A 12,923-nucleotide genomic window follows, 5' to 3' on the forward strand; every position below is an offset into this window, starting at 1 on the left:
CCAGGAGTCGCCATGTCACCGCCTCTCGTCCAGGCCGTCGGGCTGCGCAAGACCTTCGGCAGCCCCCGCAAGCCCGTCCCCGTGCTCGACGGGGTCGACGTCACGCTCGCCGAGGGCGAGGTCGTCGCGCTCCTCGGTCCCAACGGGGCCGGCAAGACCACGACGGTCCGCATCCTGTCGACGCTTCTGCTGCCCGACGGCGGCACGGCGACGGTCGCGGGCCACGACGTCGTGCACGACGCCGCCCGCGTGCGCGAGGTCATCAGCCTCACCGGGCAGTACGCGGCGGTCGACGAGAAGCAGACCGGCCGCGAGAACCTCATGATGATGGGCCACCTCGCGCACCTGCCGCGCCGCGCAGTCCGCAGCCGCGTCGACGACCTGCTCGACGCGTTCGGCCTCGCGGGCGCCGCCGACCGCCGCGTGGCGACGTACTCCGGCGGCATGCGCCGCCGCCTCGACCTCGCCGCAGGGCTCCTGACGCGACCGCGCGTCATGTTCCTCGACGAGCCGACGACCGGCCTCGACCCGCGCAGCCGCCAGACCATGTGGGAGGTCGTGCGGCAGGTCGTCGCCGACGGCACGAGCCTGTTCCTCACGACGCAGTACCTCGAGGAGGCCGACCAGCTCGCCGACCGCGTCGCGCTGATCGACGACGGGCGCGTCGTGGCCGAGGGAGCACCGTCCGAGCTCAAGCGCCGCGTCGGCGACGCCGCCGTCGAGCTGACGTTCGCGACGCCGGACGACGCCGCACGTGCACGTGCCGCGCTCGGACCCGCCGCGCTCACTTCCGCGGGCATGGGGGCGGAGGGGCTCGGGCTACCATCCGCGCCGCTCGTCCCTCGCGGCGCTCCCGCCAGGCCCGCCACGCCCTTCGCCTCCTCCGCCCCCACGCCCGCTCAGCCTGCCGTCTCGCCCTCTGCGGGCGGACGCCCTGAGCCCTCCGGGCGCTCGTCCACGCTCGCTCGGACAGTCGGCGACGGCACGCTGCGGGTGCCGACCGACGGGTCGGTCGCGCACGTGCGCGACGTGCTCGCCGCCGTCGCGGCGACGGGCGTCGAGCCGGTGCGGTGGGAGGTGCGCGAGCCGACGCTCGACGACGTGTTCCTCACCTTGACGGGACACGCCGCCAGGACGCGCGGTGGCGACGACAGCGCCTCGCGCCCGGCCGATCGCGCCGGTCACGACGACCACGAGGAGACCGCAGCATGACCGCCCAGACCGTTGCTGCGTCGTCGGGCACGACGGCGCGGCTCCCGGCCCCGACGCCCCGCCCCGGGCGGCACGTGCTCCTGGACGCGGGCACGATGGTCGCGCGCTCGCTGCGCCTCGTGCGGCGTGAGCCGGACGAGCTGATCCTCGGGCTCGTGCTGCCGGTGATGCTCATGGTCCTGTTCGTGTACGTGTTCGGCGGGGCGATGGACGTCGGCACCGCCTACGTCACGTACGCGACGCCGGGGATCATCCTGCTGTGCGCGGGGTACGGCGCGTCGAACACGGCGATTGCCGTCGAGCAGGACATGTCCGGCGGGATCATGGACCGCTTCCGGTCGATGCCGATCGCGAGCGCGACGGTGCTCGTCGGGCACGTGGTGGCAAGCGTGCTGAAGAACCTCGTCACGACGGCGGTCGTGCTCGGCGTGGCGTTCGTCATCGGGTTCCGGCCCGACGCGAACGTGCTCGAGTGGGTCGGTGCCGTCGGCATCGTCGCCGCGTACGTGCTGGCGATCACGAGCGTCGCGGCGTTCGTGGGCGTGCTCGTGCGTTCGCCCGCGGCGGCCGGCGGGTTCAGCTTCTTCATGCTGTTCCTGCCGTACGTGTCGAGCGCGTTCGTGCCGCCGGAGACCATGCCGGCGTGGTTGCGTGGGTTCGCCGAGCATCAGCCCGTCACGCCGGTCATCGAGACGATCCGCGGTCTGCTCGTCGGGATGGACTCGACCGGGGCGCCCGTCACCGACCTCGGTGCGACGGCGGCGCTCGCCCTCGCGTGGTGCGTCGGCATCGTGCTGGTGTTCCTCGGCGCGGCGGCGTACGTGTTCGCGCGCCGTCGTCGGCAGTAGTCGGCTGACGGTTCGGCACCGGGTACGTCGGTCGGCAGTCCCGCCGGAGCTCGGCAGCTCGCGGTGCCGAGCTCGAGCACTCGGTGCCGAAGCGTGGACGCGTCCGAGGTCAGCCTGCCGTGCCGGTCGCAGGCTCCTCGGCGCTCGAGCCGCGCACGACGAGCGTGGGGGCGAGCACCTCGTGCACGTCCTCGCGGCGCCCGCCGGCTCGCTCGCGGAGCAGCTCGACCGCGCGCCGGCCCATCAGCTCGCGCTGCTGCTGGACGCTGGTCAGCCTCGGGCGGGCGCGCGTCGCGAGCGCGGTGTCGTCGTAGCCGACGACGGCGAGATCCTCCGGCACGCGCAGCCCCAGGTCGTGCGCCCGGTCGAGGACGTCGAACGCCTCGACGTCGTTGCGGGCGAAGACGGCGTCGTACCCCGCCGCGAGCAGCGGGTCCAGCGCGGGGACGACGCCGTCGTGCTCGACGACGCGCACGCCGTCGCCGAGGCCGTGGTCGCGCATCGCCGCCTCGTAGCCGCGGCGGCGCGCGAGCCCCGCCGGGCGTCGTGAACCGGTGACGTGCGCGATGCGCGAGTGCCCGGTGGCGACGAGGTGGTCGACGACGAGGGCCGCGCCGCGCTCGTCGTCGTTGTTGACGAGGTCGACGCCGGCCACGGGCGCGGCCGGGCGGCCCACCATGACGACGGGCGCGCGCCGGGCCGCCGTCGTCAGCACCTCGGGCTCGACCCACGACGACACCACGACGAGCCCGTCGACAGCGAGGTCGAGGAGCTGCTGGACCCGCCCGGCGAGATGGCCGCGGTCGCGCGAGCCGTGCGCGAGCAGGACGGACAGCCCGTCAGCCTCCGCCGCGGCCTCGACCGACGCGACGATCTCCGTGTGGTACGGGTTGTCCAGGCTGGACAGCACGACGCCGAGCAGCATGCTGCGGCCCTGCTTGAGCGCGCGGGCGAGCGTGTTGGACCGGTAGCCGAGGGCGTCGGCCGACGCGAGGATCCGCTCGCGCGTGCGATCGCTGACACCGGCGTCGCCGCGCAGCGCCAGCGACGCGAGCGACTTGGAGACGCCGGCGTGCGCGGCGACGTCGAGCAGGGTGGGTCGGCGGGGGCCGGTCGTGAGCGTCACAGGTCCATCCTCGCGCGTCGATGGCGTGCGTTTCTCGGCGATCTGGAACGTTCCAGAAGTTCCCGTGCCGTTCACCGTCGCGCCACCTGCCGGACGACGGCGGTTGGGCGGCCGTCCCTACCGTCGCCGTCGTGACCCTCACCACTCCCGTCCCGTCGGCCTGGACCGATCGCCCCGCGGCACGCCCGGGCACGGCCGCGAGCACGGCTGCGAGCACGGCCGCGGTGGCGGCGTCGTCGGCCGAGGGGCTGACGACCCGGCCGACCGCCCTGCTGCTCGACTTCGGCGGCGTCGTCTTCGCCACGCGCAAGCTCCCCGACGGCATGGCCACGATGGCCGCGCACGTCGCGGACGTCCTGGCCCGCGGCGGCCAGCGCATCGGCGCCGAGGAGCTGCTGCCCGTGCTGCAGGGCGGTCAGGTCGCGCTCAAGCACTGGAAGCACGCGCAGTCCCGGCGCCTCGAGCCCACCGAGCTCGACCACCGGACCATCTGGCGCGAGTTCTACGGGGGCCCGCTGCCCGAGCCGGCGCGCGAGATCCTCGCGGGGAGCGCGGGCGCGCTGCAGGAGCTCCTGACCGCGACGCTCGCGGAGCACGTCGTGCGGCCCGGGATCCCCGAGCTGCTGGACCTCGCCGACGACCTCGGTGTCCCGGTCGGCATCGTCTCCAACGCGCACAGCGGGCGAGCGCACCGCGCGCTGCTGGCACGCCACGGGCTCGAGGACCGGTTCGCCGTGCAGGTGTACTCCGACGAGGTCGGGATCCGCAAGCCGCACCCCGGCATCATCGAGCTCGCCGCGCGCGCTCTCGGGACCACGGCGTCCCGGTGCTGGTACGTCGGCGACACGCAGGACCGCGACGTCGTCGCAGGCCGCCGCGCGGGCGCCGCCGCGGTCGTGCTCACCCGGCACACGCACACCGACCACCCGCCGTTCCCCGTCCGCGAGACCGCCGACGCGGTCCTCGACACGCCCGAAGGACTCGTCCCGCTGCTCCGCGACGCCGACGCCCGCGACGGCGTCGAGGCCGTGCCGTCCGGGTCGGCTCGCGCAGCGAACCTCTCGGTGCCGAACCCCGGGTTACGCGGCGCAGAGGCCCCGGATCGACGCACAACCCAGGGTTCGGCGTGGGGCGGTGCGGCGCAGGACGGCGCCGCGCAGGAGGCCGCGGCGACGACCCGTGAGCGGCACGACCTGCCGTCGGCGATCCTGCTGGACCACGGTGGGGTGATCGCCGTCTCGACGCCCGACGACGCCGTCCGCCGGCGCTTCGCCGAGCACCTCGCGCAGCGGCTGACCCGCGCCGGGTACCCGGTGTCGACCGACGGCGCGGCGTCGGCCCTCCAGGAGGCCCGCGTCCGGCACCGCGCCTGGAAGACCGCGCACGAGGACGGCGTCGGCGGTTCCGTCGGTGCCGGTGCCGGTGCCGGTGCCGGTGCGGCGCCCGGCGCCGCGGTGCCCGAGATCGACGCCGCGACGTTCTGGGTCGACCTCGTCGCACCGTGCCTCGACGACGTGGTCGAGGACCCGCGTGCCGGGATGCGCGACTGGCTGCGCGCCGAGTGCCACGACCTCATGGTCCGGTACGCGCGGAGCAAGTCGGTGCCGACCGTGCGCCCGGGCGTCCGCGCGCTGCTCGAGCGGGCGCGCGACCTCGGCGTCCCGGTGGCGGTCGTGTCCAACACGGTGTGCGGACGCGCGGTCCGCGACGAGCTCGTGGACGAGGGCCTCGACGAGCTCGTCGGCGCGCACGTCTACTCCGACGAGCTCGGCGTCCGCAAGCCCGACCCGACGACGGCGCGCACGGCGCTCGTCGCGCTCGACGCCGACCCGGCGCGCGCCTGGTTCGTCGGCGACAAGCCGGGGCGCGACGTGCCCGCGGCCCGCGGCGCCGGTGTGGGCACGGTCGTGCTCGTCCGTGGCGGTTCCACGCCCGACGCGGAGCTCGACGCCCTCGGTTCGCTCGACGGGACCGGCGCCGTCGCGCCCGACGTCTGCGCGACGAGCCCGGACCTCATCGTGGACGGCATCGACGACCTCCTGCCCCTCGTCCTCCCCTGACCGCTCCTGCGCCGCCCGACCACCAGCATCCGACGAGCACCACCCGACCCGAGGAAGGCCCTCATGACCGGCTCGCCGACCACCACCTCGCCCACGAACCCTGCGAAGACAGCCCGCCCCTCCGTCCGCCGCCTCGTGCACGACCCCGACGGCATCTCCGGCTCGCAGAAGCTCATGATCCTCGTGCTGTCCATGACGTTGTACGGCGTCGCCGACATCGTCGCGGACATGCTCCCGTCGTTCGAGGTCGGGTCCTTCGAGGTGGAGATCGCGTACTTCGCCTTCATCCCCGTCGTCCTCGCGGCCCTGCTCACCCCGCTGTGGGTCGCGCTCGGCGTCGCGATCGGCGAGGCGATGATCGCCGACATGCTGCTCGGCAGCTTCGGCGGGTTCGGCGAGATCGAGGGCTTCCTCCAGATCTTCGTCGGCACGTACGTCGCCGGCTGCATCGTGCGCAACCCGCGCAACCGGCGTCAGCTCTTCTGGGCGGCGATCGCCCTCGTCTCGATCGACAAGGTGAGCTCCGCGGCCATCGACGTCGTCAAGGTCGCGGTCGGCGTCGACCCCGACGCGCTCGACGAGTCCGGCGGCACGCTCGGTGCCGTGGTCGTCGCGGAGAGCCTCGAGCTGCTCGGGGCGCTGCTCGTCACGGGCGTGCTGTTCGGCGGGCTCGCCGCGATGTGGCTCGCACCCCGCCTCTACGGCAAGATCGAGCCGCTCATGGGGCTGCGGCCGCGCGACCCGCAGAACCCGCCGCGCCTCGTCGGCCCGTGGGGCGTGAGCTTCTGGCTCGTCGCGGCGCTCGGCGTCGCCGCCGCAGCCGCCGTGGGCGTGCTGAGCCAGTGGGAGGACCACGCGGGCCGTGAGGACGCCGTCACGACGATCGGCTCGTTCGACGCGGAGCTCGTCGACGCCTACGGGGAGAACCTCCCGTGGGTCGCGGCCGTCGTGGGCCTCGTCGTCGGGCTGGCCGTGGTCGTGGCGATCGCCGCCGTCGTGAACCGACGGCGCGACCGGGCTGACGCGGGCGTTCGCGCGGGCGACGAGACCCCGGGCGACGGCCGCTGATGGGCACGCCGACCATCGGCCACGAGTCGTCCCACGATTCGGCTGACGAGCGAGCGGTGGAGCTGGCCGTCGAGGTCGAGGGGCTGACGTTCCGGTACCCCGGGGCGGCTGACGACTCGCTGCGCGGCGTCGACCTCCGGATCGAGGCGGGCGACTTCGTGGCCGTGGTCGGCGGCAACGGCTCGGGCAAGACGACGCTGTGCAAGGCGTTCAACGGGCTCGTGCCGCACTTCTGGAACGGCGACCTGGCCGGGACGGTGCGCGTCTTCGGGCGCGACACCTCGACGCTCGCCGTCGCCGACCTCGCGGACGACGTCGGGTACGTCTTCCAGGACTTCGGCAACCAGCTCGTGCGCCCCACCGTGCGCGACGACGTCGCGTTCGCGCCCCTCAACCTGGGGCGCGCGGACTGGGCGGCCCGCGCCGACGGCGCGCTGGACGTGCTCGGCTTGGGCCCGATCGCCGACCGCTACACGTGGCAGCTTTCCGGCGGTCAGCAGCACCTCGTGGCGCTCGCCGGCGCGATGGCGCTCGCGCCGCGCCTGCTCGTCGTCGACGAGCCCGCCGCCGAGGTCGACCCCGGGCGTGCGGCGGCGATCTACGACCACCTCGCCCTGCTCAACGAGCGGGGCGTGACCGTCGTCGTCGTCGAGCACCACGCGGAGCTCGTCGCCCGGTACGCACGGTCCGTCGTGCTCATGGCCGACGGCGCGCCCCGGTGGCACCTGCCCGTCACCGAGGCCATGACTCGCACCGACGACCTCGCCGCCGCCGACATCCCCGCGCCGCAGGTCGTCGCGCTCGCCCGCGCGCTGGACCCCGTCGTCCGCGCGGGCGGGCCTCCGCCGCTCACGGTCACGGCGTGCGCCGCCGCGTTGGCGTCCGTCGTCGGCAGACCCTCGCCGAGCACGGGATCAGCCACCGCCGAGCACGGGGTGGGCCACCGATCCACCGCGAATCCGGTGGCCGACCCCGTGCTCGGCACCGAGGTCGCCGTCGTCGCGGAGCTCCGCGGCGTCACCCACGGCTACCGGACGGTCGCCGGGCCGCGCTCCACCGTGCTCGACGGGATCGACCTCACCCTGCACGACGGTGAGCGGGTCGCGCTCGTCGGGTCGAACGGCGCGGGGAAGTCGACGCTGCTGAGCCTGATGTCCGGGATCGCGCTGCCGCAGGGCGGCACGATCACCGTCGACGGCCGCGACACCCGCACCACGACCGCGGCCGAGCTGTCCGACGCCGTGTGCTACCTCGTGCAGCGACCCGAGGAGATGTTCCTCCAGGACTCGGTCCGCGGCGACGTCGCGATGCACCCGCGCGGCCGCGGCGTGCCGGACGCGGACGAGCTCGTCGACCGCGTGCTCGAGCAGGTGCAGCTCACGGCGCTCGCCGACCGCGACGGGCGCCTGCTGTCCGGCGGGCAGCAGCGGCGCGCGGCGCTCGCCGTCGCCCTGGCCATGCGGCCGCGGCTGCTGCTCCTCGACGAGCCGACGTCGAGCCTCGACCTGCGCTCGCGCGACGACGTCATCGCCATGCTCGCGGCCCTGTCCGCGCACATCCGGTGCACCGTGGTCGCGACGCACGACATGCACCTCGTCGCCGAGTGGGCCGACCGCGTCGTCGTGCTCCACGAGGGCCGCGTGCTCGCCGACACGGACCCCGCGACCCTGTTCGCGTCGCCCGTCGTCCTGGCCGCCGCCCGCCTCGTCCCGCCGCAGGTCTCGCAGGTGGGCGCTGCGCTGGGGGTCGTCCCCGTGCCGCTGACCGTCGACGAGCTGGTCCGTCGGCTCGCCCCCGTGGAGGTGCCCGCATGACCGCCGGCCCGTCCACCACCGCACCACCGGCGCTCGCGGTCCCGGACGACGGCGCGGCGGCCGGTGCCGACGCGCGGGAGCCAGGCCGGCGCAGGACCGGGTTCGACCGCGCGTCGGTCGAGTGGGTCGTGCTCGAGCTCATGCGCGTCGCCTACGCCACGCGCGGCGGGTTCCTCGCGCGGCGCGACCCGCGCGCCGTCGTGCTCTGGTACGCGGTGTGCGCCGTCGTGCCGTGGTTCACCTACGACCTGCGCGTGCTGGGCGTGTTCTTCGTCCTCGCGCTGGGCTGCGCGCTCGCGGCGCGGATCGGGCCGCTGCTGCTCGGACTGTTCGTGCTCGGGACGGTCGGTGAGCTCGTCTACGTGCTCGTCCTGGCGTTCGTGCTCGACGGCGACCTCGGCGCCCTCGTCGGTCTCGCCCAGGCGTTCCTCAAGCTGAGCACCGTGTCGCTGGTGAGCATGGCGGCGTTCGTGTCGCTCGACCCGGAGAAGATCTCGGACGCCTTGCTCGCCCTGCGGCTGCCCGCCATCCTCGGGTTCGCCGTGAGCTACGGGTACCGCATGGTGCCCGTGCTGGTCGAGGAGTTCCGCACGATCGTCGACGGCCACCGGATGCGCGGCGCTCCGCCCCGCGGCCACGGCTTCCTCGGGTGGCGCACGGTCGTGCGCGGCGCCTCCATCGCCGTGCAGGCGTTCTACCCGCTGGTGCTCAACACCGCGAAGCGGACGCGCACCACGGTGGAGGCGCTGGAGACGCGCGGCTTCACGTCCGCGTCGCGCGACGGCGCGGGTCGCCGCCTGCGCCTGGCCCACCTGCGGTACACGGCGGGCGACGTGGTCCTGATCGGCGCGACCGTCGCCGTCGTCGGGGCGGTGCTCGTGCTCCTGTGACGCCGTGCCAGAGGGCCAGAAGCGCTGCCGACCGTGCGGGCGGGTGAGGGTGGTGCGACCGTGACGGCGTGGCAGGAGCGATCGAGGAGCACGTCGTCCGACCGGTCGGGACGGCGCTCGCGGCGATGACCGGTGTCGTCGCCCGTGCGCTGGGCCGTCGGCCGCTCCACCCCCGAGGCGTGCTGCTGCGCGCCACCCTCCTCGTCGCCGAGGACGAGGCCCGAGCGGTCGCCGTGCCGCAGGGGCGGACGGACGCCCTGGTGCGGGTGTCCCTCGCGGTGGGCCTGCCGCGGGGCTGGCCGGACGTCGTCGGCGTCGCCGTCCGGTGGACCGACGGCGGTGCGCCCCAGGACGTCCTGTTCTCGTCCGCGGGACGCGGGCGCGTCACGCGGTACGTCCTCGCGCCGCGACGACGCCTGATGCACGGCGCCTTCTCCACGCTCATGCCGCTGCGCTCGCCGCACGGCCCCGTCGTGCTCGGGCTGCGCCCGGACCCGGGCGCCACGCGCGCCCGGGGGACACCCGTCCTCGAGGTCCTCGAGGCGTCGCCGCTCGGGCCGTGGCGACGGTTCGGCGCGATCGAGCTGCACGGGCCGCCGGCCGGGACGACGCGCGACGGCGACGACCCCGGCGTCCGGTTCGACCCGACCCGGAACGCACCCCGCCGACTGGGCACGTACGCGTGGGAGGACGCCCTCCGCGCGCCCGTGTACGCGGCGGCCCGACGGGGATCCCGGGGCCGGGACCGCGGTCAGTCGTAGGCCGTCCACGGGTCCGACCGGACGCGCTCGTCCACCGCCGTGGCGTCTGCACCGATGACCACCCGCCAGTCCCCGCGCCGCACCGCCTCGACGATCGCCGTCGCCGCGGCCGCGCTCGTGACGGGCTGGTAGTCCGCGAAGAGCGAGCCGAGCGCTCGCCGCCACGTCCGCGGTGGGGACGGCATCCGGGTGCGGACGTGACCGGGCAGGACGAGCACGGCGGACAGGTGCGGCGCGTGCGCCCGGAAGTCGACGAGCAGGGACTCGGTGAAGCCCCGCACGGCGAACTTCGCCGACGAGTAGGCGCTGTGCGGCGTCCTCGGCCCGAGGCTCGCCCACAGCCCGCTCACCGACGACATGTTGACGACGGCGCCCTGGTCGGCCGCCAGCAGCAGCGGGAGGAACGCCCGGGTGCAGTGGTAGGTCCCGAGCCAGGAGACGTCGAACGTCCGCTCCCACTCCGCCTGCGGGCTGGTGACGAACGACGTCCCGCCCACGATCCCGGCGTTGTTGACCACGAGGTGGACCGCGTCGGTCGCGTGCTGCGTCGCCACCTCGTCGCGGAAGTGGCCGACCGCGTCCACGTCGGAGACGTCGACCACGTGGCCCGTCACGCGGACCGCCGGGCCGACCGCCTGCGCACGCCGCACCGTCGCCGCCAGCCGGTCGCCGTCGACGTCGCAGACCGCGACGTGCGCGCCACGACGAACGAGCTCGAGCACCACGTCGCGCCCGATCCCCGACGCGCCCCCCGTCACGACGGCGAGGCGGTTCTCGAAGCTCTCGAAGGCGGCCACGGCGCCCACTCTGCCAACTCCGGCGAGGTGCGTCGCCCGCGACGCGTCGGTGACGAGAGAAGGGGCGGTGGTCCCGGTGCCCTGGTGCACCGCGACCACCGCCCCGCGAGGGCGGCACCGTCGACGTGAAGCCGCCCTCGAGCTCGTGACCGCGCGTCAGGCCTGGAGCCGACGCCGCACGCCCAGCCCGATCCCGGCGACGCCCGCGAGGACGCTCCCGCCGAGGAGCGCCGACGCGCCGACCGACAGCCTGCCGGCGGGGGAGTCCTCGACCTCGGTCTTCAGCTCCGTCGTCCCGGCCCGGAGCGTGCCCGTTCCGTCGGACAGGGTCTGGGCGCCGTCGGCGATCTTCGCGCTGCCGTCGCTCAGGTCCGACGCGCCGTCGGCGAGCGTCGTCGTGCCCTCGTGGAGCGTGACCGAACCGGCCGCGAGCGCCGCGTTGCCGTCGGCGAGCGTCGTCGCGCCGGTCGAGAGCGTCGTGAGGCCGCCCTGGAGCCGCAGCGTCCCGTCCTCGAGGCGCGTCGTCCCGGCGAACAGGTCGCCGGAGCCCGTGGCGAGCCGCGCGGCGCCGTCGCGGAGGTCGCCCGCGCCGTCGGCGGCCCGGAGGGTCCCCGCCTTGAGGTCGACCGCCCCGGTGGCGAGCTCTCCCGTGCCCGCGGCGAGCTCTGACGTCTTCGTCGCGAGGGTGGCGTTGCCGCCCGCGACCCGAGACGCACCGTCAGCGAGGTATGTCGTCCCTTCCGCGAGAGCCGCCGACGCGGTGGCGGCCGACGCGTTCCCGTCGGCGAGGTCGACCGCCCCCGCCGAGATCTGGGCGGCGCCGTCGGCGACGTCCCGAGAACCGGTGGCGAGGTCTGATGCGCCCTTCGCGAGGGTCGTGGTCCCGGAGGCGAGGTCGGCGCTGCCCGTCCGCAGGTTCCTGGCACCTCCTGCGAGCTCGTTCGCGCCACCCGAGACCTGCACGGCCCCGGCCTCGAGCACGGCGGTCCCGTCGGCGAGGACCGTCGCGCCCTCACGGAGAGAGCCGGCCCCGACCGCGACCTCCTGGGCACCGCCGTGCAGCGTGCCCAGCCCAGCGGCGAGCCGGGACGCCCCAGCCGCTGCACCCTTCTCGCCGGCCAGGCCGTCGCGCAGGGTCGCGGAGCCCGCGACGAGCCTCTCGGCACCGGCGTCGACGCCTGCGGCGCCGTCACGCACGGAGCCGGCTGCGATGGCGAGCGCCTCCAGCTTCGCGCGAAGAGCCGGGTCGTCGGTCGACGTGGCGAGGCCGGTCAGCTGCGTCGCGAGGGCGTTCGCGCCGTCGTGCACCTGACCGGTGGCCTGTGCGAGCGACCCCGCGCCCGTGGCGAGCGACTCCGCTCCGTCCCGCGCCGCAGCGACGCCGGAGGCGAGTGTCTGCGCGCCCCCGTGCAGAGCACCGGCGCCGGCAGCGACGTCCTGCGCCCCAGCCTCGAGCCCGACAGTGCCGCCGTGGAGCGAGCGCGCACCGCGTGCGACGGTCGTCGCGCCGTCGGCGACAGCGATCGTGCCCGAGTGGAGGGACCCGGCTCCGGCCGCGAGCCCGTCCGCTCCCGCGGCGACCGTGCCTGCGCCTGCGGCGGCGTTCGAGACGCCGGAGGACACCTGTGCCGATCCCGCAGCGACCGACGACGCTCCGGTCGAGACGGCGGACGACCCGTCGGCGAGCGTCGCTGCACCGGTCGCGAGCACGGACGTGCCTTCTGCGAGGAGTCCGGCGCCCTCGGCGGCTGCCGTGTTCCCGGCGTACAGCTGGGCCGCACCGTCTCGGAGGCCACTCGCACCGTCGGCGATCTGGTTGGCGCCGTCGGCGGCTCGCGCGGTACCGGCACGCAGGCGGTCAGCGCCGACGTCGAGGTCGGCGGCGCCCGCGGCGAGCCGGGACGCCCCGGCGGCGGCGTCCCCCGCGCCGGCGGCGAGCTGCGCCGCGCCGTCGTTCAGCTCGTCCGCTCCGGTGGCGAGCTCGGTCGCGCCGTCGAGCGCGGTGACCCCGCCGGCGGCGAGCTGCGCTGCGCCGTCGGACGCCTGCTGCGCCCCGGCGGTGAGCTCGGCGGCCCCGTCCTCGAGGTCGCCCGCCCCGATCGCGAGGCGGACGGCTCCGGCCTGGGCCGTGGCGGTGCCGTCGGCGAGCTCGGCGGCGCCGCTGTCGAGGCGGGAGGCGCCGTCGTCGAGCCGGGTGGCGCCGTCGGCAACCCGGCCGTTGAAGACGAGGAGGTAGGCGACGAGACCGCCCACCAGCAGCGCCAGCACCACGAGGGCGACGGACGTGAGGACGGTGTGGGTACGGGACGGTCGCGTGGCGGCGTGCAGCGTGGTCGGCATGGTCGTC

10 protein-coding genes are annotated in these 12,923 nt (G+C 75.5%); 7 read left to right on the plus strand and 3 right to left on the minus strand.

The window, feature by feature from the left end:
- The first annotated feature begins 12 nt into the window (after positions 1-12).
- The gene (locus AC4H2G_RS06045) at positions 13-1,212 is read left to right on the plus strand and encodes an ATP-binding cassette domain-containing protein (RefSeq protein ID WP_494364849.1); all 1,200 of its coding nucleotides are present in this window, start codon (positions 13-15) and stop codon (positions 1,210-1,212) included.
- Positions 1,209-2,060, plus strand: coding sequence for an ABC transporter permease (locus AC4H2G_RS06050; protein WP_494364850.1), 852 nt, complete (start codon positions 1,209-1,211; stop codon positions 2,058-2,060). The genes AC4H2G_RS06045 and AC4H2G_RS06050 overlap by 4 nt, the downstream gene beginning before the upstream one ends.
- A gap of 109 nt (positions 2,061-2,169) precedes the next feature.
- Here the strand turns inward: AC4H2G_RS06050 and AC4H2G_RS06055 are convergent, their stop codons facing one another.
- The gene (locus AC4H2G_RS06055; protein WP_494364851.1) at positions 2,170-3,186 is read right to left on the minus strand and encodes a LacI family DNA-binding transcriptional regulator; all 1,017 of its coding nucleotides are present in this window, start codon (positions 3,184-3,186) and stop codon (positions 2,170-2,172) included.
- Positions 3,187-3,317: 131 nt separating this feature from the next.
- Here AC4H2G_RS06055 and AC4H2G_RS06060 point away from each other — a divergent pair, with 131 nt between their 5' ends.
- The 5 genes from AC4H2G_RS06060 to AC4H2G_RS06080 all read left to right on the plus strand — a co-directional run bounded on the left by AC4H2G_RS06060 (position 3,318) and on the right by AC4H2G_RS06080 (position 9,779).
- Entirely contained in the window at positions 3,318-5,246 is a 1,929-nt protein-coding gene (locus tag AC4H2G_RS06060) for an HAD family hydrolase (protein WP_494364852.1), read from the plus strand.
- 63 nt (positions 5,247-5,309) lie between these two features.
- Positions 5,310-6,314: a DUF8171 family membrane protein gene (locus AC4H2G_RS06065; protein WP_494364853.1), complete on the plus strand. Its 1,005-nt coding sequence runs from the start codon at positions 5,310-5,312 to the stop codon at positions 6,312-6,314.
- Between the two features lie 56 nt (positions 6,315-6,370).
- On the plus strand, positions 6,371-8,128 hold the full coding sequence (locus AC4H2G_RS06070; protein WP_494364854.1) for an ABC transporter ATP-binding protein: 1,758 nt from the start codon (positions 6,371-6,373) through the stop codon (positions 8,126-8,128).
- Positions 8,125-9,018 carry an energy-coupling factor transporter transmembrane component T family protein gene (locus AC4H2G_RS06075; RefSeq protein ID WP_494364855.1) on the plus strand — a complete coding sequence of 298 codons (894 nt, stop codon included), beginning with the start codon at positions 8,125-8,127 and terminating at the stop codon, positions 9,016-9,018. Before AC4H2G_RS06070 ends, AC4H2G_RS06075 begins: the two co-directional genes overlap by 4 nt.
- A 68-nt stretch (positions 9,019-9,086) precedes the next feature.
- Entirely contained in the window at positions 9,087-9,779 is a 693-nt protein-coding gene (locus AC4H2G_RS06080) for a hypothetical protein (RefSeq protein ID WP_494364856.1), read from the plus strand.
- On the opposite strand, the gene AC4H2G_RS06085 is transcribed toward AC4H2G_RS06080, so the two are convergent.
- A complete protein-coding gene (locus tag AC4H2G_RS06085) occupies positions 9,770-10,576 on the minus strand; it encodes an SDR family NAD(P)-dependent oxidoreductase (RefSeq protein ID WP_494364857.1) in 807 nt (268 codons plus the stop codon). The genes AC4H2G_RS06080 and AC4H2G_RS06085 overlap by 10 nt on opposite strands.
- A gap of 156 nt (positions 10,577-10,732) precedes the next feature.
- Positions 10,733-12,916, minus strand: coding sequence for a hypothetical protein (locus AC4H2G_RS06090; protein WP_494364858.1), 2,184 nt, complete (start codon positions 12,914-12,916; stop codon positions 10,733-10,735).
- Between the last annotated feature and the right edge of the window lie 7 nt (positions 12,917-12,923).

Source organism: Cellulosimicrobium sp. BMG9.23, assembly GCF_059159985.1.